The sequence below is a fragment of the Mycobacterium farcinogenes genome (assembly GCF_019739075.1).
GTDB lineage: Bacteria > Actinomycetota > Actinomycetes > Mycobacteriales > Mycobacteriaceae > Mycobacterium > Mycobacterium senegalense.
On record NZ_CP081673.1, the window covers coordinates 5,978,649 to 6,000,103 of the forward strand.

The window sequence follows — 21,455 nt, forward strand, 5'->3', positions numbered from 1 at the left end:
CCGCCCGAAAGGTATGACGCGCCATGACATTCCGCATCCCGCGTACCTCAGCTCGTATCGCTGCCGTAGCCACCGCCTGTGTTGCGCTCGCATTGTCGGGCTGTTCGAGCTCCGACAAGTCCGACGCCAAAACCGCCCAGGGCTTCCCTGAAACGCTGACGCTGGCCGCGATCCCGGCCGAGAACTCCACCGATCTCAAGGCCAGCTACGAGCCGCTGATCAAGTTGTTGGAGAAGGAGACCGGCTCCAAGGTCGAGTTCGTCCAGGCCTCCGACTATGCCGGCGTGGTCGAGGGCATCATCGCCAACAACGTCGACCTCGCGTTCTTCGGCCCGTTCGCTTACGTGGTCGCCGGCGTCAACGGGGCCAAGATCACCCCGGTCGGCGCGGTGATTCAGGAGCAGGGCGCCAAGCCCGGCTACCAGTCCTACGGTCTAGCCCGCGCGGATGAGGCGAATATCAACGGCCTCAAGGACTTCGCCGGCAAGAAGGTCTGCTTCGTCGACCCGAGTTCGACGTCGGGGTTCCTCTACCCGACCGCCGGGCTGATCGAGGCCGGTGTGATCAAATCCGGATCCGAAGGTGATCTGTCCAAGGCGATGTCCCCGATCTTCGCCGGTGGACACGACTCCTCGGCCCTGGCCATCGCCAACGGTGACTGCGATGCCGGCTTCGCCTTCGACACCATGGTCGACAAGACCATGGTCGCCAAGGGCGATCTCAAGCCCGGTCAGCTCAAGACGGTGTGGAAGTCGGAGATGATCGCCGGGTCGGTGTTCGCCGCCAACGACTCCCTGGGCCCCGAGGCGGTCGGCAAGCTCAAGACCCTCTTCGCCGACAAGGTGAACGTGACGAACCTTGAGGCCGAGGGCTTCTGCCAGGGTGACGCCTGCCGAATCACCGATGAGCGCGCCTGGGGCTTCGTCCCGGTCGAGGATTCGGACTACAGCGGTGTGCGGCATGTCTGCGACGTCACCGGCTCCGAGAAGTGCAAGGGCTGACAACCCATGAACGCAGGCGGACCCCACCACCCCGTCGCCGGCGACGACCTCGTCGTCATCGCCCGCGACGTCACCAAACGCTTCGGTGACACCCTGGCCCTCGACCAGGTCAGCCTCGATGTGCGGCGCAGCGAGATGCTGGTGCTGCTCGGCCTGTCCGGGTCGGGCAAGTCCACGCTGCTGCGCTGCCTCAACGGGCTGCACCCGGTGACGTCCGGAAGTGTCGAGGTCGGCGGCACCCACGTCGATACCGCCTCGGCCAGACAGTTGCGGGCGCTGCGCCGCAACGTGGGGTTCGTCTTCCAGCACTTCAACCTGGTCGGGCGGTTGAGCTGCCTGGAGAACGTCTTGATCGGCGGCCTCGGCCAGCTCCGACTCCCCCGCTACGGCACACTGACCTACCCCAAGACAATGCGTGCCGAAGCCCTGGCACATCTGGACCGGGTCGGCCTGGCGGACTACGCCGACCGCCGCGCCGATACCCTCTCCGGCGGCCAACAACAACGCGTTGCGATCGCCCGCACCCTGATGCAGAAGCCCGGCCTGCTGCTCGCCGACGAGCCCGTCGCCTCGCTGGATCCCGAAAATGCCGGCGTAGTCATGGATCTGCTGTTCCGGGTGTGCATCGAGGAGAAGCTGACCGTGGTGTGCACTCTGCACCAAGTGGATCTCGCACTCGGCTGGGCACACCGCCTGGTCGGCTTGCGCAACGGCCAGAAGATCCTCGACCGGCCCGCCGTCGGGATGACCCGCGACGACGTCATGGAGATCTACCAACGCGTCGACCCCGCGGCCCGTTCGGCGGCGCGGCCCTCGTGAGCACCGACGTCACCGAGCGGCCCACACCCTCGGCGCCTCCGCCAACCGACCGCAGGGCCCTGCCCGGGCTGCTGCACCTGGTCACGGTGGCGGCAGTGCTGGCCACCATCGTCGCGGCCTGGTCCATCGACTTCGCCCCGGCAACCCTGCTCGACGGCGTCGACGAAGTCGTCGCCCTGTTGGAGCGCATGTTCCCGCCGCGGCTGGATGATCCGGGACGCATCGGCGGACTGGCCGTCGAGACCTTGTTGATGGCCGTACTGGGTACGGTGCTCGCAGCGATCGCCTCGGTGCCGCTGGCCTTTCTGGCTGCTCGCAACACCACGCCGCACCCGGCGGTGCAGGCCGTGGCCCGGGCCATCATCACGTTCTGCCGGGCCATGCCCGACCTGCTGTTCGCTGTTTTGTTGGTCCGGGCGCTCGGAATCGGTGTGCTTCCCGGCATTCTCGCGTTGGGACTGCATTCCATCGGAATGCTCGGCAAGGTGTTCGCCGATGCCATCGAGCAGACCGACCCGGGTCCGCGCGAGGCGGTGCGCAGCACCGGCGTCGGATACTTCCGCGAGATGCTCAACGCTGTCGTCCCCCAGGCCATCCCCTCCTGGATCGCCACGTTCATCTACCGCATCGACATCAACCTGCGTATGTCGGTGGTGCTCGGCTTCGTCGGTGCCGGTGGCATCGGCTTCGCGTTGCAGGATGCGTTGCGCGGCTTGATCTATCCGCGAGCCCTCGGCATCGCCTGCGTCATCCTGGCGATCATCGCCGCCATGGAGCTGCTGTCCATCGTCATCCGGCGAATGCTGCTGGATTCCGCGCAAGCAAACCCGTCCCGGGAACGCATCGCACGATTCGTGTTCGGTGGTGGACTGATCGCGGTCTCTGTGTCGGCGTTGGTGGTGTTGAAGATCAACCCGGTGTCCCTGGTGACCTGGGTGGGCCCGGCGGTTGAGGTGTTCACCCGGATGATCCCGCCCAACTTCTCCGCGCTGGGCGGCGAATTGTTCGCGGCGGCAGGCCAAACCGTCGCGATCGGCGTGGTGTCCACCGCCATCGGCGTCGTCCTGTCGATCCCGGTCGGCATCCTGGCCGCCCGCAACGTCACCCCGCACCCTGTGGTCTACTGGCTGGCCCGCGGTTGGATCCTGTTGGTGCGGGCCGTACCCGAACTGATCCTGGCCGTGGTGTTCGTCGCGGCGCTGGGTCTAGGACCGATCGCCGGTACCTGCGCATTGGCCATCGGCTCCATCGGATTCCTGGCGAAACTCGTCGCCGACGCGGTCGAGGAGATCGATCCGGGACCGCTGGAAGCCGTTCACTCCGTGGGTGGCGGCTGGTGGAAGACGTTGTTCTCCGCGGTGATTCCGCAAGCCATGCCGGCAATGGTCGGGTCCAGTCTCTACCTGTTCGACGTCAACGTGCGGACCTCGACCATCCTGGGCATCGTCGGCGCCGGCGGTGTCGGCTATCTGTTGTTCGAGTCGATCCGCACCCTGAACTTCGATGTCGCCGGAGCGATCGTCCTGGTCATCTTCGTCATCGTCTACGCCATCGAAAGGATGTCCGGATGGATCCGATCTCGCCTCGTGTGACTGCGGCCGCGGTGTGGACCGGCTCCGGCGTCGACATGCGGACGGTACCGGTCCCCGAACTCGGCGACGGTGAAGTCCTGGTTCGGGTCCGGCTGGCCACGGTGTGCGGCAGCGATCTGCACACCGTCATGGGTCGCCGCCCCGCCCCGTGCCCGTCGGTACTCGGACACGAAGCGGTCGGGGACGTCGTCGCCGTCGGTCCGGGAGCGGATGCGCAAGTCGGGCAACGCGTTATCTGGTCGGTAACCGTGGTCTGCGGTAGCTGCAGCAGATGCCGGTCCGGGCTCAGCGCCAAATGCTTGTCAGTGCGCAAGGTGGGCCATGAGCCGTTCGACGGGGACTGGCCGTTGTCGGGTTCCTATGCCGCACATGTGGTTTTGCCCCGGGGCACGACCATCGCAGCCGTTCCCGGCACGCTGCCCGACGCGGTCGCCGCACCCGCCGCGTGTGCCACCGCGACGGTGATGGCCACCTTGGAGGCAGCGGGCGATTTGAAGGAAAGACGGGTACTCATCAACGGCGCGGGCATGCTCGGCCTCACCGCGGTCGCGGCATGTGCCAGCGCCGGCGCCGAAGTTCAGGTGATCGACCGCAACCCTGATCGGATGGCATTGGCGGCACGGTTCGGCGGGCTCGTCTCTGACCATGGTCCGGTGGACGTGGCGATCGACTACACCGGCTCGACCGCGGCCGTGTCAGAAGCGCTGGGCCGACTCGACATCGGCGGCACCCTGGTGCTGGCCGGGTCGGTCACCCCCGGCCCGCCGCTATCGGTGGATCCGGAAACCGTTGTCCGACACTGGCTGACCATCACCGGTGTACACAACTACGAGCCCCGGCACCTACACCAGGCGGTGGAATTTCTCGACCGCACCCGTGAGCGCTATCCGTGGGAATCGCTCGTGGTCGCGCCGGTGCCGCTCGAGGACATCGAGACGGCGCTGCGCACGCCGCCATCGGGGAAGTTGCGCACGGCCGTCACCCCTTGAACGCCGAAAGTTGGCTTGGGTACGAAATTCTCGCGGAATCTCGCACATAAGCCAACTCTCGGCGCACAGAACTCAGCCCTGGAAGACGCGGATCCAATCGACCAGCATCTCGGCAGGGTAGCTACCACCGCTCGGGTCACGGCCACCCGAGCCGCCGACGGCGATGTTGAACACCGGCACCATGGTGTAACCCGGATCGTTGAAAGGCCAGTCGTCCAACGAGTTTGCCGGAACCTCGAAGAAGGGTTCCATGCCCGGGGCGTAGTCCTTCCAGAAGTACATGCCCTGCGGGGTCCACGACATCCGCCAGGTGTGCCAGCCGCTGTCGATGGGATGCGGGTTGGTGGCAAACGATTCGCCGTCCAGCCGGGCGTGCACCGTGGTGCCCGACGGCCAGTCACGGTTGCCATACCACTCGACCAAGTCGACCTCGCCACCACGGACAGGATCGTCGTTGAGGAGCCAGAACGCCGGCCAGGCACCGTCGGTCAGGCAGTTGAGCTTGACCCGGGCCTCCCACGTGGTGCCGATGCCGCCGCGCCAGTTACCCACGACCTTGGCGCTGGCGTACTTCTCCTGGATCGTGGTGCCGGGACCGCGCGTCGCACGGATCACCAGGTTGCCCTTGCCGTCCTGGAAAGCGTGCTCGGTGTCGGTGACGTAGCGACCCATGTTGAACGGCTTATCCCACTCGACCGGGTTCTTGATGGTCTCCCGCTCCGGGATCAGGTGCCACCACGTCGGGTCCGGCGGAGCACCGGCCGGGCCGTTGAACTCGTCCTGGAACAGGAAGGTGGGCTGCGCCGCGGCGGCAGCAGGCGGAGTGGGCGCTCCGGGGGCAGGCGCAGGCGGGTTATCACCAATTGCCGGGTCGGCGTTGGCCATCCCGGCAGGCAATGCAGCCGCTGCCACCCCCAGACCCATCATGAACATCACACTGCGACGATCCATCTCAGGCACAGCTGAACCTTAACCGAACTCTTACCCAGATATCCGACCCCTGCCCAAAGTTTCGTGGTGTCGGCTGCGTTTACGCAGCTAGGGACATGCGGCAGGAGCGTCGTCCCGCACCGGTGCGTCGGCGGGAAGCGTGTAAGTCACCACGACATCCGCATCAACTCCGCCCTCATTGGACACCCGGTGAGCGACCCCGGCCGGAATCACCACGGCCTGGCCCGCGGCGTACTCCACCGGTGCGCAGTTGGCCGCGGTTTGCACCACCACAGCACCCTTGTTGATCACCGACTGTTCCCATCCAGGATGGCTGTGCCAACCGCTGGCGGCGCCGGGCTTGAGCAACAGACCCTGCACGTGCAACGTGATGGGCTGGCCTGCCGTCACCACCCAGATCGGCGCTGTGGTGGTTCCCTGACCAAGATCAGTTCGCACCACGTCACCTTCGGCAGGTGTGGCGGCAGCGGGTGCGACGAACACGCCTGCGGCGACGGTGGCCACCGCGCCCACGACGAGGGCATGGATGCTCTTCATCTTTCCTCCCGGTTTTGACCCAGAAGGTACCGCCGGCCCCGCCAGACCGCGCGCTGACGTCAAAATACTCAGCGGCACAGGGAGTTACGTCCCGACGCACAGGCTGGAGCGTCAGGGATACGGCCGGTACGGGTACTGCGGTTGCTGCTGGTACGGGTATTGCGGCTGCTGCGGGTACGGCTGCTGTGTTTCACCGCGGTTCGGCACCTGAATCGGAATCGGCACCGGGACGAACGGCACCGTGACGTACGTCGTAGTCATCGGGTTGGTCGTCGTGGTCGTGGTCGTCGGCACCGTCGTGGTGGTGGTCGGCGGCGTGGTCGTGGTGGTGGTCGTTGTCGTCGTGGTGGTCGTCGTGACGGGCGGAGGCGTGGTGGTCTGCGTGACGACGCGTGTCTCCGTCACCGGCGGGGGCGGCGCCTGGGTCACCGTCACCGGAGGCGGCGCCTGGGTCACGGGCTCGGGCGGCGGCGCCACCGGGGCCGGCGGCGGGGCTTCGACCGGGCTGGGTGCCACTTCCTGCGGGGGCAGCGGTTTGGCCTCCGGCGGCTTGACCTCTGAACTGGGTGCGGTGCCGGTGGCACTGGTCAGCGCATAGGTCACGCCACCGATCGCCACTACGACCAGCGCCGCAGCCACCGCAAACACCGTCAACGGCAACCGTTGCCAGCCCCCGCTCGGCTGTTCGATCGGCCCTGTCGGCGGGACGTACTGCACGGCCGGTCGCGCAGCGGTCTCGCTACCGTAGGAGTCCACCAAATCGGGACCGGTATACGGCACCACGTCGTCGCCGGCGTCGTCTTCCGACCAGGCAAGCGCCCGAAACGTGGAGGAACCCTCTGCGCCGGAAGGGATTTCGACCGGCGGCACCATGGCAGCCACACCCAGTGTGGGCGCCACGCCGGTTTGCGCATCGGCGTCGGCGAGGTAGGCAGCAGACAGCGCCGCGCCGATCGCAGCGTCCAGCGCAGGCTGTGGCGTCGTCACCACCACTGCCTGTGAGTGCTCGGAAAGTCGTTGGGTGACAAGTGGAATGCTGGCACCGCCGCCGATGGTCACCACTGCGGAGACTGCCTGCCAACTGATCCCGTTGCGCTCCAACACTTTTTCCAGTGCGTCGAGCGCGCCGGACAGCGGAGCGTGCATCAACGACTCGAGTTCGGTTCGCGTGACCCGCACGGTGGCCGAGTAGCCGGGCAATTCCACCACGAGATCCGTCGCGGTCTGTGCGGACAGCCGTTCCTTGGCCTGCCGGCATTCCTCGCGCAGCCGGGCCAGAGAACCGACCGCAGCGGTACCGGCCGGATCGATGCCACCGGCCTGGGCGACGCCGTCGAGCACATGCGTCAGCAGCGCCTGATCGATCTGGTCACCAGAGAAATCGGGATAGCGGGTGGTCTCGTCGATCGGCTCGAACGCCGAGGCCGCGTCGGCGAGCGTGATGCTGGTACCGCCGCCGCCGAAGTCCAGCAGCGCCACCACACCGCTGGGCGGCAGCCCCGGGTTGGCACGCAACGCGGCCAGGGACGCGACGGCATCAGGAACCAGCCGAGGCGGCCTCCCGTCGCGGGAGAAGGTCGGATTGGTGCGTAGCGCGTTGCGGAGGGCGCGCAGCGTGGGCGCTCCCCAGTGGGCGGGAACAGCGATCGCCAGCTGCTCGGAGGGGCCACCGGCCAACTCGACCATCGCATCGAGCGCCTCGACCAGCAGGGTGTCAGCGGGATAGGAGGCACCGTCGGGAGCCACCAGCGGAACCGGGTCGCCGACCCGCTCGACGAAACCGCCCAGCGTGACACCGGAACCTGATGCGGGCACGCCGACCTGCGGCGTCCGGTCGGTCGACAAGGTCAACAGCGCACGCCGGCTGACAGGTTGATTGCCGACACGCGCCGCAACCAAGTTGGTGGTCCCGATCGACAACCCCAACGGGCCGCTCATAACGGACGCCACGATAGCCGTCCCGCGACGCCGGGGCAGCCCGACACTCCGCCGCAGCGCTCATCGCACGGTCACGATCAGGAGAACTGGTGCGCGTTTGGCTTTCCTGCCTGCGGGTACAGCCACCACCATGACCTCACTGTGGCTGGCCGACCGCCCCGAGCACCGAATAGTGCCCACTCTCACCGAGGACCATCCGAGCGCGGACGTCGTCGTGGTGGGCGCCGGAATCACCGGCCTCGTCACCGCAGTCCTGCTGGCCCGGGCGGGGCAGGATGTCTTGGTCCTGGAGGCCCGCACGGCGGGCGCGGGCGCGACGGGCAACACCACCGCGAAGATCAGCTTGCTGCAAGGCACTCGGATGTCTCAGATCATCGGCAAGCATTCACCGAAGGTGGCCCAGCAGTACGTCCAGGGCAATCTCGAAGGCCAACAGTGGCTGATCGACTATTGCGCGCAGCGCGAGATCAGCCTGCAGCGCGAGGACGCCTACACCTACGCGCAGTCGGACGACGGTGTCGCCAAAGCCAAGGCCGAACTGAAGGCCTGCCAGGCCGCGGGTCTGGATGTCGAGTGGGTCGACGAGGCCGACGTGCCCTTCCCGTTCCACGGCGGCGTGCGGCTGGCCGACCAAGCCCAGTTCGACCCGATGCCGTTGCTGGACAACCTGATCGCCGAGCTTCACGAGCGCGAGGGACGCCTGGTCGAGGGAGCCCGGGTGCAGCACGTCAGCCGCGACGGCGACCACCTGAAGCTCCGGGTGCACACCGGCACGGGCAACGACATCGAAGTCCGCACCAAACGCTGCGTCCTGGCCACCGGCATTCCGATTCTCGATCGCGGCGGCTTTTTCGCCCGAGTGACTCCCCACCGGTCCTACTGCATGGCGTTTCAGGTACCGGGAAACATCACCCGGGGCATGTTCATCTCTACCGATTCACCCACCCGCTCAACACGTTCGGCGCCCACCGCCGACGGCGAACTGCTCATCGTGGGCGGCGCCGGCCACCCGGTCGGGCGTAGCAGCCACCCGGCGGCATCGGTCGACGAGCTGGCGTCCTGGGCCAAGCAGCACTGGCCGGGCGCCGTGCAAACCCACTTCTGGTCAGCACAGGACTACGAGCCCGTCGACGCGCTTCCCTACGTCGGACCGCTTCTTCCGGGCCACGACGAGATCCTGGTGGCAACGGGATTCGACAAATGGGGAATGACCAACGGCGTGGCCGCGGCGCTGGCGTTGGCCGGCCGCACCCTCGGCGGCCGCATGGACTGGGCAGCGGCCTTCGCGAGCTGGAGCCCGCACGAGCTGACGGGTCTCGCCACCGCAGCACAGGCCAACCTGGCCGTCGGGTTCAACCTCGCCAAGGGCTGGCTCACCCCGCTGACCCGGATGGGCACCACGGCGGCCGAGGACTGCGGCGTGGTGACCGGCCCGCCATGGCACCTGCAGGCCCACAGCGTCGTCGACGGGGTGCAACGCACGGTGTCACCGGTATGCCCCCACCTGGGCGGCATCGTGAATTGGAACGACGCCGACAAATCCTGGGATTGTCCGTTGCACGGCTCTCGATTCGCTCCGGACGGAACGCTGATCGAGGGCCCGGCCACCCGCGACCTCACGCGTTCGGCATAGCGTCACACCCGCGGCGGCCGGTGTGCTCCAATGTCGGGCATGGGTGACATCGACGACATCAAGCAAGTCAAGTACCGGTACCTGCGTGCCCTGGACACCAAGCACTGGGATGAGTTCGCCGACACTCTCACCGAGGACATCGCCGGCGACTACGGGCAGTCCATGGGCAAGACGCTGCACTTCACCGACCGCGACTCTCTGGTCGAGTACATGAAGAGCTCGTTGGGGCCGGAGGTGATCACCGAACATCGCGTCGCGCACCCGGAGATCGAGATCGACGGCGACGAAGCCACCGCCACCTGGTACCTGCAGGACCGGGTGATCGTCCCCAGCATGAACTTCATGCTGTTCGGCTCGGCCTTCTACCACGACCGCTACCGCCGTACCGCCGACGGCTGGAAGATCAGCGCCACCGGTTACGACCGCACCTACGACGCCACCCTGTCGCTGGAGGGGCTCAACTTCAACCTGGAACCCGGTGCCGCGCTGAATATTTGACGGCTATTTGGCCACAGCGATCACGGCGCCCGGCCGTAGCCACTGCATGATCTTCACCAACGTGGCGTCGTCGATCGCGACGCAACCGGCCGTCGGTCCGCCGTCGGTGGTGTGCACGAAGAACGCACCGCCGTTGCCGGGTACCCGGGCCTTGTTGACGCCCATCACCACCGCGTGCTTGTACTGAGGGATGTGCAAGTTCTCCGTCCCGCTGCTCGGGTCGGTGTTGAACGGACACTGGGCCTTCTTGCAAACCTGCATGGTGTTGTAGGTCGGACTCTTCATGTCGCCGTCCCACCAATGGTCGGGCGTGACCTGGACGTACTGAAGCCCACCGCCGGGATTCGGTGCGGTGCCGAAGGCGAAGTCGAGCGTGAAAATGCCCATGGGCGTTTTCATTTCGCCGTCGTGGGTCTGCGGCGCCATCCCGTTCGCACCGACATTTGCGTCGATCCCCGCGCCCACCGGCTGCCAGCCGGCCGGCCCGCGTTGCCAGACATCCATCTTGGCCTTCGAACCACCCACGCCGACAACCGAAATCACCTGGGTGGCGTTGCCGACCGAGGACGCGAACCACGGCGGGTCGACGGCACCGGCGGTGGGCGCACATGCCAATGCCAGCACCCCGGCACACAGCAGGGCGAGCAGTCGGCGCATCCGTCCATCGTCGCCGCTGCCCCTCTCGGCCGGATAAAGCTTGGAGCACGATCCGGTCGCGACAGATACGTTGGCGGGATGGACATGCGTGCAATCGGCAAAGGACTGGGCACCTTGGACCGCGAGGTCTTCGAGGCAGTCGCCGAATCACCCAGCCCGCTCTTGGACAGCCTGATGCCGCGGCTGACCAGGGCCGCAGACCATTCCAAGCTGTGGTTCGCCATCGCAGCGGGCCTGGGGGTGGTCGGCAGCGTGTCGGTACGCCGCGGCGCCGCCCGCGGCGTGGTCAGCCTGGCGGTGACCAGCCTGCTGACCAACCAGGTGGCCAAGCGGATCTGGCGCCGACCCCGACCGGACCGCAGCGTGATTCCGCTGGCCCGACGGACCCGCCGCGTGCCCACCTCTCACTCCCTGCCGTCGGGGCACTCCGCGAGCGCCGCGGCCTTCGCGGTGGGGGTCGGCCTCGAGTCGGCACCGACGGGCCTGCCGCTGGCGCTCTTGGCCGGTTTGGTCGGCCTGTCCCGGGTCGCCACCGGTGCGCACTATCCCGGCGACGTGTTCGCCGGGTTCGGCATCGGAGCGGCGATCGCCATCCTCGGCGCCCGCATCGTCCCCACCATCCCGGCCGCCAGACTGCCCCGCTCCGAACCGCTGCGGTACCGCACCGATCCGCGGCCCGACGGCGCCGGCGTCGCACTCGTCATCAACCCGGCCTCCGGCGACGGGACAGGCGCACGAATCATCGATGATGTCCGAAAGGCCTTGCCGCAAGCGGAGATCATCGAGCTCGGCGACGACGATGACATCGAGGCGGTGCTGCGGGAAACGGCGGCACGCACCGAGGTACTCGCAGTGGGCGGCGGCGACGGCACGGTGGCGTGTGCGGCGGGCATCGCCGTCGAGGCGGGTGTGCCGCTCGCGGTGTTTCCCGGCGGGACGTTCAACCACTTCGCCAAGGACATCGGTTGCGAGTCGGTAGCCCGGACCGTCAAGGCGATCGCCGACGGCTCGGCGGCTTACGTCGACCTGGTGTGCCTCAACGAGGAACGCATGGTGATCAACACCGCCAGCATCGGCGCCTATCCGAAGTATGTGCGGACGCGCGAGAAGCTCGAACACCGGATGGGCAAGCGACTGGCCGGCATGTACGCGCTGTACCTGACCCTGCGCCGGGAGGCCCCGGTCCGAATCAGCTACGACGACAAGACCCTTGAGACGGAGTTGTTCTTCCTGGGGAACTCGACGTACTTCCCGTCCGGATTCGCCCCGTCTCAGCGGCCGCGCCTCGACGACGGCCTGATCGACGTGCGGATCCTGGAGACGGGGCGACGCCTGAGCCGGCTACGCATCGCGACGGCGATGGTGCTGGGCCGGCTGGAACGCAGCCCGCTGTACCACGAATTGCAGGTGCCGGAGTTCCGGTTCGTGGCCGTCGACGGCCCCACCACCGTCGCCCATGACGGCGAAGTCGGCGAGGCACTCAGCGAGGCCAGCTTCAGCGTCCGCTACCGGGCGCTGCCGGTGTTTCGTCCGCTGCCGTAACGGTTGTCCGCGACGGCGGGCACAACAGGTAGACCGCGACGAACCAGACGTAGCCCAATGCCCAGCCGGCCACGACGTCCGAGGGGTGATGGACGTTGAGCACGACGCGTCCCACCCCGATTGCGACGATGGTCAACACCCCGGCCGACACCCACCAGGCTCGCAGCGCGGGGCGAATCGCCGGCCAGGCCACCACCAGCAGGGCAGGCACCGCCACCATGACACCCAGCGCGTGCCCGGACGGGAACGAGGTCGACAGCGCGTGCACCATTGCGGTGGCCGGCCGCGGACGGTCCACCAAAAACTTGGCCAGCTCGGTCACCAATCCGCTGAGCTCGACGGCCAAGAACAGGAACAGCGCGATACGCCGCTGTCGTCGCAGCAGTGCGACCGCGATCAGCACTGCGGTCCCCAACCGGAACGCGAACGGGCCCAGCACCGTGCAGATCACATCCCACGCCGTCACCCAGGCGGGGTGTGCCGTTCCGTACCGGTACGGTACGGCCAGCCCGGCCGTGTCGAGATCGGACAGCCACGTCCACTGCATCTGGTAGCCGAGCCACAGTGCGGCATACACCGCGAGGGCTGCCGCCGCGCTCACGATCAGCCACCGGTCCCGGGTTTTCACCAGATCATCTCTACCAGCTCCAATCGATTTGCCATGATCGCGCGCTACCGTCGAAGACATGGCACTGATCCTGCGAAAGCTGATGCACATCGGCGCTCTGCCGGAGGGTCTGCGAGCCGAAGCCGAGGCCGAAGGCATCCTGTTTCTCGCCGAGTATGTCCCCGTGACCAGGCGTTTCAGCGGAACCATTCCTGGCAAGCGGTCGGCGGGCAGCGTCGCGAGCTACGCCGGCGCGCTGGTGCTGACCAACCATCGCGCGCTTGCCACGATGTCCACGCTGCCCAAGCTTGCCGGTCGCAGCATCGACCAACCGTGGTCGGCGCCGCAGCTCGGCGCGGTACACGCCGAGCTCGACCCGACCGGACTCACGCTGACCGCCGATGTGGCCCAGATCGACCAGCGCTGCCGCGGCCAGTTGTCGCTGCACTACAAGACCGAGATCCCGGCCGACGTCCTGGCTTCGCTGCCGCGTCGCTCACTGGCCTTCGACGTCGGGGCGGAGTACGTGTTCCGCGCGGTTGGCGTGCCGTACCACCCGTAAATCCGCAAACCGGTATTTACCGGGACCCAAAGTCTCGGTAAATTGTGCCCATGGCTTCGACCCGACCTGTCGCACCACTGGATGCGGACTACCAGGACCTGTTGCAGACGCTGTCCGAGGGTTCTGTGCGCCGCCGCTTCGACCCCTACCTGGACATCGCGTGGGACTCCCCCGAATTGGCGATCGACCTCGACGATCCACGGTGGGTGCTCTCACCGAACGTCGATCCGCTGGGCGCGACCGCGTGGTACCAGGCCCAGCCGCTGGCCCGGCAGATCGAGATCGGCCGCTGGCGGACACTGAACTCGGTCAAGGTCGGCGCGGCCTTCGAGAGCATCCTGATCCGCGGGTTGATGGCGTTCATCATGAAGCTGCCCAACAACTCCCCCGAGTTCCGCTACGCGTTGCACGAGATGACCGAAGAGTGCAACCACATCCAGATGTTCCAAGAGCTGGTCAACCGCAGCGGCGTGGACGTTCCCGGCATGCGGCCGCTGTTCCGCCGGCTCTCGCCGTACATCGGCCTGGTCGGCCAGTACTCGCCGACGGCGTTCATGGCGGGAATCCTCGCCGGCGAAGAGCCGATCGACCACTTCCAGAAGGGCCTGATCCGCGAGGGCGCCAACATCCCGCCCGCGGTGCTTCGCACCATGCAGATCCACATCGCCGAAGAGGCCCGCCACATCTCCTGGGCGCATGAGTTCCTCAAAACCCATCTGCCGGAACGCTCTTGGCGGATGAAGGCGTTCGCCTGCGTGGCGTTCCCGCTGACCCTGCGCTGGCTGGCCCACGAGATCGTGGCTCCGCCGAAATCGTTCGGCGAAGAGTTCGGCATTCCGCGCGAGGTGATCAAGGACGCGTTCTGGCGCAGCCCGCACTCCCGCAAGATCCTGGCCGGCTATTTCGGTGAGATGCGTTCGCTCAGCGAAGAACTCGGTTTGATGAACCGGGTCGGCCGCTGGGTGTGGAAGCGCTGCGGCATCGACGGCGAGGCGGCCCGCTACCGCGGGGTGCCCGACCGTGAAGCGGTTGCGCTGGCCTGATGCCCCACGTCATCACGCAGTCCTGCTGCAGCGACGCCTCATGCGTGTACGCCTGCCCGGTCAACTGCATCCATCCCACCCCCGACGAATCGGACTTTCACACCGCCCAGATGCTCTATGTCGACCCGGTCGAATGCGTCGACTGCGGTGCGTGCGTGACCGCCTGTCCGGTGGATGCGATCAAACCGCATACCAAGCTGACCGGCGCCGAAGCCGTGTTCGCCGGACTGAACGCGGATTTCTACGCCACGCCCCGGCCTCGGCCGATCCTGGCTCCGGTGGTCCCGCCGCTTGAGGTGCGCACCGGCGACCTGCACGTGGCGATCGTCGGGTCCGGCCCTGCCGCGATGTATGCCGCCGAAGAGGTGCTGACCATTCCCGGCGCCCGGGTTCGGATCTACGAAAAACTCACTCAGCCCTACGGTTTGGCCCGATTCGGGGTCGCACCCGATCACCAGCGAACCCGCGGGGTGACGCGCCAGTTCGACCACATCGCCGCCGACCCACGCCTGGAGATGCGTCTCGGGGTCGAAGTCGGTGCCGACCTCACCCACGAGGATCTGCTCGCCGAGCACCATGCGGTGGTCTACGCGGTGGGCGCGTCGACGGATCGTCGCCTCGACATCGACGGCATCGACCTGCCCGGTGTCACCTCGGCCACCGAGTTCGTCGCCTGGTACAACGGCCACCCCGAGCACGCAGGCCGGACCTTCGACTTGTCGAGCCGTCGCGTGGTCGTCGTCGGCAACGGCAATGTCGCCCTCGACGTCGCACGCATCCTCACCATGGACCGCGACCGCCTGGCGGACACGTCCATCGCTCCTCACGCACTGAACGCGCTGCGCCACAGCGCGATCGAAGAAGTGGCCGTGGTCGGCCGGCGCGGGATCGAACAGTCCGCGTTCACGGTCCCCGAACTGGTCGGGCTGTGTTCGACACCAGGTGTCGACGTCGTCGTCCGCGATGAGGACCTGCGGACCCTGCCGGAGTCCGATCCGCGGGCCGCGATCCTGCGCGCGGCTCCGCGCAGTGCGGGCAATCGCCGGATCGTGTTCGAGTACCTGCTGTCGCCGACCGCGATCCTCGGAGAGTCCGCCGCCGAAGGCGTCGAGTTCGTCCACAACGAGCTGATCGCCGCACCCGACGGTTCGACGCGGGTGAAATCGACTGGGCTCCAACGGGTCATCGAAGCGGGCCTGGTGCTGACGTCCATCGGGTATCGCGGCCGGCCGGTAACGGGGCTGCCATTCGACGACGCCACAGCGACCGTGCCTCACGAAGGTGGCCGGGTTACGGGCGTGCGGGGCGCATTCGTCACCGGGTGGATCAAACGCGGACCAACCGGATTCATCGGCACCAACAAGTCCTGCGCCCAGGAGACTGTGCGCAGCCTGACCGCCGACTACAACGCAGGGTTGCTGACCTAGCCGGGCTCGCGGTTGGTCAGCGCGGCGATCACCGACGTCAGCTCGTCGTCGCGATTGATGTCCAGACCACTCGCGCGGGCTGCGCCGTCCAGGACATACCAGCCGAAGTCAGCCAGGTGGGTCACGATCTCTTCCCGTGACCGCTCCGGCGCCGCGCCGCGGATCCAGGCCGACAAGGTGGCCTCCACCATCGTCACCACCGCGAACGGGACCGTCTTGAACGCACTGTCGTCCACGCCGATCGTTTGGGCGATCGTGGCGATGATCCCCTCGGATTGCCTGGTCATGCGGAGCTTGAGCTCACTGACCGCATCCAGCGAGCCGTCGCTGTCGAACGTCGGCCCGCGCCGGACGAACTCGTCAAGCCGCGGGTGGTCCAGCATCCAGTCGGCCACCGCCGCCACGGTGCGGGTCAGGATTTCCCGCAACGAGCCATTGCTGACATCCAGGTTGGTGTCGAGAACCGCCGCGAAATCGTCGAACACATAGGACCGGACCCGGCGCTCAAGCTCGTCCTTGCCGGTGAACTGGCGATACACCACCGACTTCGCCAGTCCGGCGCGGTCGGCGATCCGCGCCATGGAGATATCGGCGCCCGGCGGGTTCTCCTCGATCAGCGCGACCGCCGCCTGCAGGATCTTGGCCCGCCGCTCGGTGTTGTGCTGCTCCCAGCGGGCTTCATAGCCGCTGACCGCAGCGGTATCGGTGGCGGTCGGCATGGCCCCACCCTACCGATGACCCCGCGGCGATTAAGTAGCTCTCGGTGAGCCAAACGGTTGCGGTCGGCAAGCTCAGGCGGTTCGGTCGTAGGGTGGACGGAAAGGATGTGACGTGACCGAGCCGCAACAGCAGAACCTGCTGGTCGTGCACTGGCACGATCTCGGGCGCCACCTCGGCGTATACGGCCACCCCGACGTGGCCAGCCCGCACCTCGACCAGCTCGCCGCCGAGGGGATCCTGTTCACCCGCGCGCACGCAACGGCGCCCCTGTGCTCACCGTCGCGGGGCTCACTGTTCACCGGCCGGTACCCACAGAGCAACGGACTGGTGGGTCTGGCCCACCACGGCTGGGAGTACCGTGCCGGGGTGCGCACACTCCCGCACATTCTCTCCGAATCAGGTTGGCACACAGCCTTGTTCGGTATGCAGCATGAGACGTCCTATCCAGCGAAACTCGGCTATGACGAATACGACGTGTCGAACTCGTTCTGCGAGTACGTCGTCGAACAGGCATCGGCATGGTTGGCTGACGCTCCGCGTAAGCCGTTCCTGCTGACCACCGGCTTCTTCGAGACCCACCGCCCGTATCCCCTGGACCGGTACGAACCCGCGGATACGGGATCTGTCGAAGTCCCCGACTATCTGCCCGACACCGGCGAGGTACGCGGTGATCTCGCCGAGTTCTACGGGTCGATCGCGGTTGCCGACGCGAAAGTCGGCGAACTGCTCGACGCCTTGGCCACGGCCGGGCTCGACGAGAACACGTGGGTGGTGTTCATGACCGATCACGGGCCCGCGCTGCCCCGGGCCAAGTCGACGCTGTACGACGCCGGCACCGGCATCGCCCTCATCGTGCGGCCGCCGCGGGGCGCTGGCGTGGCCCCGCGCCGCTACGACGAGTTGTTCAGCGGGGTCGATCTGTTGCCGACCCTGCTCGAGTTGCTCGGCGTCGATGTACCTGACGACATCGAAGGACTGTCACACGCCAGCAACCTCACGACAACCACTACGGAAGCAGCGGAGATCCGCTCCGAGGTGTACACCACAAAGACCTATCACGATTCTTTCGACCCCATTCGTGCCATCCGCACGAAGGAATACAGCTATATCGAGAATTACGCGCCACGACCATTGTTGGATCTGCCGTGGGATATCGCCGACAGCCCACCGGGACGCGCTCTCGGCGCCGCCGTCTCAGAGCCCCGGCCCGATCGCGAACTCTACGACCTCGTCGCGGACCCCACTGAGCGCAACAACCTGCTCGGACCCGGTGCCACCGACAAAGCCGAGGCGATCGCCGAGAACCTCGCGCTATTGCTCAACGACTGGCGTCAGAAGACCCTCGACGTCATACCGTCCGAATTCGCCGGCACCCGTATTTCCGAGCGTTATACGCAGACCTATCTGAGTATCCACGGCCGCCCCGCCACCAGCAGATCTGCGATCGCCGCCGACCGCGGCATCACCGATACCCATCAATAGTTTTCATCTCAATGAACTGAAACTCTTGACGCTTCTCTGAATAGGCGCCGCAAACAAATGATGGTTAGAGTCTCGCGCATGTCCGATCATCCGACCGCCTACCTGGTGCTCGCTTCCCAGCGCAGCGGCAGCACCTTGCTGGTGGAATCCCTTCGCGCCACCGGCATGGCCGGTGAGCCCCAGGAGTTCTTCCAGTACCTGCCGACCACCAGCATGTCGCCGCAACCGCGGGAATGGTTCGCCGGCGTCGAGGACGAGTCGATCCTGCGTCTTCTCGACCCGATCGTGGAAGGAAAGCCGGACATCGCACCCGCCGAGATCTGGCGCGACTACATCCGGACGGTCGGGCGCACCCCCAACGGGGTATGGGGCGGCAAGCTGATGTGGAACCAGACGCCGCTCCTGCTCGACCGTGTCGAGGGACTGCCCGAGCGGTCCGGGCCGGGCCTGCTGGACGCGATCCGCGATGTCGTCGGCAGCGAGCCGGTGCTGATCCACGTCTACCGTCCCGATGTTGTATCGCAAGCGGTTTCGTTCTGGCGGGCGGTGCAGACCAGGGTCTGGCGCGGCCGGGCCGACCCGGTGCGGGATGCCCGCGCCGAATACCACGCCGGTGCCATCGCCCACGTGGTCAAGTTGCTGCAGGCCCAGGAGGAGGGCTGGCGCTCCTGGTTCGCCGAAGAGAACATTTCCCCCATCGAGGTGTCCTACCCCTACCTGTGGCGCAATCTCACGACTGTGGTGGCCACCGTGCTGGAAGCACTCGGCCTGGACCCGGGGCTGGCTCCGCAACCGGTACTGGAACGCCAGGCCGACCAGCGGTCCGACGAATGGGTGGACCGCTACCGCCGCGATGCCGAGGAACTCGGCCTACCCACCAGTGATTTCGGTGCGTCTAGCGGCGGTCAGCGCCGGTGATTGCACCGAAATCGCGTCGACGATGCGGTCGGCATGGGTCAGGTACAGCCCGTGGGCCGCGCCGGGGATCTCGACGAGCTCCGCGTGCGGCAGCAGCGCCGCCGTACGCCGCCCGGTGAGTTCGATGGGTGCGGATACGTCGGCGTCACCGTGGATCACCAGAACGGGCAGGTCGAGTTCGGTGAGTTCGGCACGATAGTCGGTGTGGGCGCCCATCCGCTGGGTGGCAAGCACGGTCGCAAGCGGCAGCGCGGCGATCTGGTCCACGGTCCACTCGAAGTCCTCAGGTGACACCGGGTGGTCGCCGAAGAAGGGCGCTGCGTTGTCGATGCACCATTGCCGCACATCGCGTTCCAGCTCGGCGAGCAGTCCGTCGAGCATCGCCTCAGGAACACCGTCTGGGTTGTCCGGGGTCTCGACCAGCAGTGGGAGCTGGGGCGCTACGAGCACCGCACGATTCACCCGCGCGGTCCCGTGCCGGCTCAGATAGCGCACGATCTCACCGCAGCCCAGGGAATGCCCCACCAATGTCACGCCGTCGATATCCAGGTGTTCGAGCAGCGCGGCCAGGTCGTCGGCCAGCAGATCCAGCGTCCACTCACCGTCGTGGGCGCCGGAGCGTCCGTGTCCTCGCCGGTCGTAGCTCACACAGCGAAAACCGCTGTCCGCCAGGCGCTCGATCACCTGATCCCACTGACCTGAATTGAGTCCCCACGAGTGGGTGAAGACCAAGGTCGGCCCGGACCCGGTGGCGGTGAAATGGATGTCCGTGTCGTCTGCGGTCGTGAATGTCGGCATATGCCAATCGTGGAACGTGAAGGTACGCATGTCGATTACGTGCCAGGTAATGACTACAGCACTTTGGCGACCACGAACACCCGACGGAACGGGAAGAACGTCGTGCCGTCAGCGCGTCGCGGGTAGGCCGCGGCCAGCATCGGGATGATCGCCTGGCGGTACTGCTGCCACAGCTCATCGGTCAGCCGGCCTTTCACCTGCGTCAGAGCCGTTCCGGTGATCCAATCCAGAACCGGTGTCTCGCCGGATAATTGGTGCACATAGGTGGTCTCCCAAGCATCCACCGCACAGCCCGCGTCGGTCAGCAGCCCGGCGTACTGGACGGGCGTGTCCACCTGGCCTACGTCACGCCACGGCATGTCACGCAGCGGCTCGACGAACGGCTCGCGCCGCGCCAGCGTGCGCACCGCGTGATGCGAAGGCGCGTCGAAATTGCCGGGCACCTGAAACGCAATCCAGGCCCCGGCAGGCAGCTGCCGGGCCCAGCGCACCACGAGTTCGCGATGCGAGGGCACCCACTGCAACGCCGCGTTGGAGACCACTACGTCGGTGTCCGGCCCGGGTTCCCAGTCCTCGATCGCGCCGGCATGTGCCTCGAGCCCACGGGCCTGCGCCGCCGCCACCATCTCCGGTGAGCTGTCCCAGGCCTCCAGTGCGGCGGCCGGCCAGCGCTGCGCCAACGTCGTGGTCAGGTTCCCCGGCCCGCATCCCAGGTCCACCACCCGGCGCGGCGCCTCGGCCGCGACCCGCGAGAGCAGGTCATAGAACGGCCGGCCCCGATGGTCGGCAAACGCGAGGTAGGTATCCGGATTCCACATGCCCCGATCATGCCCGGCACCCGGGTGGATATCGTCGGACCCGATGGACGAATCGGAAAAGGTGCGGGAAATCTGGTCGGGACTCGGGCTGCCCGGCATCATCGACGTGCACACCCACTTCATGCCCAAGAACGTCATGGACAAGGTGTGGCGATACTTCGACAGCCAGGGCCCGCTGATCGGCCGGGAATGGCCCATCACCTACCGCGCGGACGAGGCGCAGCGGATGGCCACATTGCGCGAGTTCGGCGTCCGCCGGTTCACCTCGCTGATCTACGCGCACAAGCCGGACATGGCGGCCTGGCTCAACCAATGGGCCAGAGGATTCGCGCAGGACACCCCGGACTGCCTGGGCACCGCCACGTTCTACCCAGAGCCCGAGGCCGCCGGCTACGTCGGCGACGCCATCGCCGCAGGCGCCCAGGTATTCAAGGCCCACATCCAGGTCGGCAACTACGAGCCGAACGATCCGCTGCTCGACGAGGTCTGGGGCCAGATCGAAGATGCCGGCGTCCCGGTCGTCATCCATTGCGGTTCCGGCCCGACGCCGGGCGACTTCACCGGCCCCGACCCCATCGTCCGGCTGCTGAGCCGCTACCCGAGACTGCCGCTGATCATCGCGCACATGGGTATGCCCGAGTACTCGGCATTCCTGGACCTGGCCGAACGCTACGACAACGTGCGACTGGACACCACCATGGCATTCACCCCGTTCGTCGAAGAGACGATGCCGTTCCCCACCATCGAACAGAGCCGGCTGAAAGACCTGGGTGAGCACATCCTCTGGGGCAGCGACTTCCCGAACATCCCGTACGGATATGCCGAGGCCGTGCGGCACCTGATCGACCTGCCGGGTGTCGACGACGCGTGGCGGCGCAACGTTCTGCACGACAACGCCGCGAAGTTGTTCGGGCTGAGCTGAG

Annotated in this window: 21 protein-coding genes; 13 read left to right on the plus strand and 8 right to left on the minus strand. The window is 66.9% G+C overall.

Annotated features, from left to right (window positions below; all coding sequences use genetic code 11):
* The first annotated feature begins 23 nt into the window (after positions 1-23).
* The 4 genes from K6L26_RS28595 to K6L26_RS28610 are packed head-to-tail and all read left to right on the plus strand — an operon-like array spanning position 24 to position 4,401.
* On the plus strand, positions 24-1,001 hold the full coding sequence (locus K6L26_RS28595) for a phosphate/phosphite/phosphonate ABC transporter substrate-binding protein (protein WP_085142482.1): 978 nt from the start codon (positions 24-26) through the stop codon (positions 999-1,001).
* A gap of 6 nt (positions 1,002-1,007) precedes the next feature.
* On the plus strand, positions 1,008-1,820 hold the full coding sequence (gene phnC / locus K6L26_RS28600) for a phosphonate ABC transporter ATP-binding protein (protein ID WP_064897976.1): 813 nt from the start codon (positions 1,008-1,010) through the stop codon (positions 1,818-1,820).
* On the plus strand, positions 1,817-3,412 hold the full coding sequence (phnE, locus tag K6L26_RS28605) for a phosphonate ABC transporter, permease protein PhnE (RefSeq protein WP_221852233.1): 1,596 nt from the start codon (positions 1,817-1,819) through the stop codon (positions 3,410-3,412). The genes phnC and phnE overlap by 4 nt, the downstream gene beginning before the upstream one ends.
* Positions 3,388-4,401, plus strand: a complete 1,014-nt coding sequence (locus K6L26_RS28610; protein WP_221852235.1) for a zinc-binding dehydrogenase — start codon at positions 3,388-3,390, stop codon at positions 4,399-4,401. The genes phnE and K6L26_RS28610 overlap by 25 nt, the downstream gene beginning before the upstream one ends.
* Before the next feature lie 72 nt (positions 4,402-4,473).
* Here K6L26_RS28610 and K6L26_RS28615 read toward each other — a convergent pair whose 3' ends face one another.
* From K6L26_RS28615 to K6L26_RS28625, 3 genes are all read right to left on the minus strand, one after another.
* On the minus strand, positions 4,474-5,352 hold the full coding sequence (locus tag K6L26_RS28615; RefSeq protein WP_036389548.1) for a glycoside hydrolase family 16 protein: 879 nt from the start codon (positions 5,350-5,352) through the stop codon (positions 4,474-4,476).
* An 87-nt stretch (positions 5,353-5,439) separates the two neighbouring features.
* Positions 5,440-5,889 (minus strand): cupin domain-containing protein, encoded by a 450-nt coding sequence (locus tag K6L26_RS28620; protein ID WP_064897972.1) that lies wholly within the window; start codon positions 5,887-5,889, stop codon positions 5,440-5,442.
* 111 nt (positions 5,890-6,000) lie between these two features.
* On the minus strand, positions 6,001-7,827 hold the full coding sequence (locus K6L26_RS28625; RefSeq protein WP_221852236.1) for an Hsp70 family protein: 1,827 nt from the start codon (positions 7,825-7,827) through the stop codon (positions 6,001-6,003).
* A 130-nt stretch (positions 7,828-7,957) separates the two neighbouring features.
* On the opposite strand from K6L26_RS28625, the gene K6L26_RS28630 reads away from it, so the two are divergent.
* Together K6L26_RS28630 and K6L26_RS28635 are read left to right on the plus strand one after the other, a co-directional pair.
* Positions 7,958-9,460, plus strand: coding sequence for an FAD-dependent oxidoreductase (locus K6L26_RS28630; RefSeq protein WP_221852238.1), 1,503 nt, complete (start codon positions 7,958-7,960; stop codon positions 9,458-9,460).
* Positions 9,461-9,499: 39 nt separating this feature from the next.
* Complete coding sequence (locus K6L26_RS28635) at positions 9,500-9,958, plus strand: nuclear transport factor 2 family protein (protein ID WP_174682946.1); 459 nt, start codon at positions 9,500-9,502, stop codon at positions 9,956-9,958.
* Positions 9,959-9,961: 3 nt separating this feature from the next.
* Here K6L26_RS28635 and K6L26_RS28640 read toward each other — a convergent pair whose 3' ends face one another.
* Positions 9,962-10,615: a L,D-transpeptidase family protein gene (locus tag K6L26_RS28640; RefSeq protein WP_019345557.1), complete on the minus strand. Its 654-nt coding sequence runs from the start codon at positions 10,613-10,615 to the stop codon at positions 9,962-9,964.
* A gap of 78 nt (positions 10,616-10,693) precedes the next feature.
* Between K6L26_RS28640 and K6L26_RS28645 the strand changes: the two genes are divergently transcribed.
* Positions 10,694-12,157: a bifunctional phosphatase PAP2/diacylglycerol kinase family protein gene (locus K6L26_RS28645; RefSeq protein WP_221852240.1), complete on the plus strand. Its 1,464-nt coding sequence runs from the start codon at positions 10,694-10,696 to the stop codon at positions 12,155-12,157.
* Here K6L26_RS28645 and K6L26_RS28650 read toward each other — a convergent pair.
* Positions 12,111-12,785: a phosphatase PAP2 family protein gene (locus tag K6L26_RS28650; protein ID WP_435405352.1), complete on the minus strand. Its 675-nt coding sequence runs from the start codon at positions 12,783-12,785 to the stop codon at positions 12,111-12,113. The genes K6L26_RS28645 and K6L26_RS28650 overlap by 47 nt on opposite strands.
* A gap of 58 nt (positions 12,786-12,843) precedes the next feature.
* Here K6L26_RS28650 and K6L26_RS28655 point away from each other — a divergent pair, with 58 nt between their 5' ends.
* Genes K6L26_RS28655 through K6L26_RS28665 form a run of 3 tightly spaced genes read left to right on the plus strand, consistent with a single transcriptional unit; the run spans position 12,844 to position 15,796 of the window.
* Entirely contained in the window at positions 12,844-13,326 is a 483-nt protein-coding gene (locus tag K6L26_RS28655; RefSeq protein ID WP_064897960.1) for a hypothetical protein, read from the plus strand.
* A gap of 44 nt (positions 13,327-13,370) precedes the next feature.
* Complete coding sequence (locus K6L26_RS28660; protein WP_372516458.1) at positions 13,371-14,369, plus strand: AurF N-oxygenase family protein; 999 nt, start codon at positions 13,371-13,373, stop codon at positions 14,367-14,369.
* Positions 14,369-15,796, plus strand: a complete 1,428-nt coding sequence (locus K6L26_RS28665; protein ID WP_221852242.1) for an FAD-dependent oxidoreductase — start codon at positions 14,369-14,371, stop codon at positions 15,794-15,796. Before K6L26_RS28660 ends, K6L26_RS28665 begins: the two co-directional genes overlap by 1 nt.
* Here the strand turns inward: K6L26_RS28665 and K6L26_RS28670 are convergent.
* On the minus strand, positions 15,793-16,515 hold the full coding sequence (locus K6L26_RS28670; RefSeq protein ID WP_065063243.1) for a TetR/AcrR family transcriptional regulator: 723 nt from the start codon (positions 16,513-16,515) through the stop codon (positions 15,793-15,795). The two genes, K6L26_RS28665 and K6L26_RS28670, sit on opposite strands and share 4 nt — an antisense overlap.
* A gap of 112 nt (positions 16,516-16,627) precedes the next feature.
* On the opposite strand from K6L26_RS28670, the gene K6L26_RS28675 reads away from it, so the two are divergent.
* Together K6L26_RS28675 and stf0 are read left to right on the plus strand one after the other, a co-directional pair.
* Positions 16,628-17,998, plus strand: coding sequence for a sulfatase family protein (locus K6L26_RS28675; protein ID WP_221852244.1), 1,371 nt, complete (start codon positions 16,628-16,630; stop codon positions 17,996-17,998).
* A gap of 78 nt (positions 17,999-18,076) precedes the next feature.
* Complete coding sequence (gene stf0, locus K6L26_RS28680; RefSeq protein WP_221852246.1) at positions 18,077-18,916, plus strand: trehalose 2-sulfotransferase; 840 nt, start codon at positions 18,077-18,079, stop codon at positions 18,914-18,916.
* Here stf0 and K6L26_RS28685 read toward each other — a convergent pair.
* A complete protein-coding gene (locus tag K6L26_RS28685; RefSeq protein WP_221852247.1) occupies positions 18,869-19,714 on the minus strand; it encodes an alpha/beta fold hydrolase in 846 nt (281 codons plus the stop codon). The genes stf0 and K6L26_RS28685 overlap by 48 nt on opposite strands.
* A gap of 53 nt (positions 19,715-19,767) precedes the next feature.
* Positions 19,768-20,532 carry a trans-aconitate 2-methyltransferase gene (locus K6L26_RS28690; RefSeq protein WP_221852249.1) on the minus strand — a complete coding sequence of 255 codons (765 nt, stop codon included), beginning with the start codon at positions 20,530-20,532 and terminating at the stop codon, positions 19,768-19,770.
* A gap of 43 nt (positions 20,533-20,575) precedes the next feature.
* Here K6L26_RS28690 and K6L26_RS28695 point away from each other — a divergent pair, with 43 nt between their 5' ends.
* Positions 20,576-21,454 carry an amidohydrolase family protein gene (locus K6L26_RS28695; RefSeq protein WP_064897942.1) on the plus strand — a complete coding sequence of 293 codons (879 nt, stop codon included), beginning with the start codon at positions 20,576-20,578 and terminating at the stop codon, positions 21,452-21,454.
* Position 21,455 lies beyond the last annotated feature (1 nt).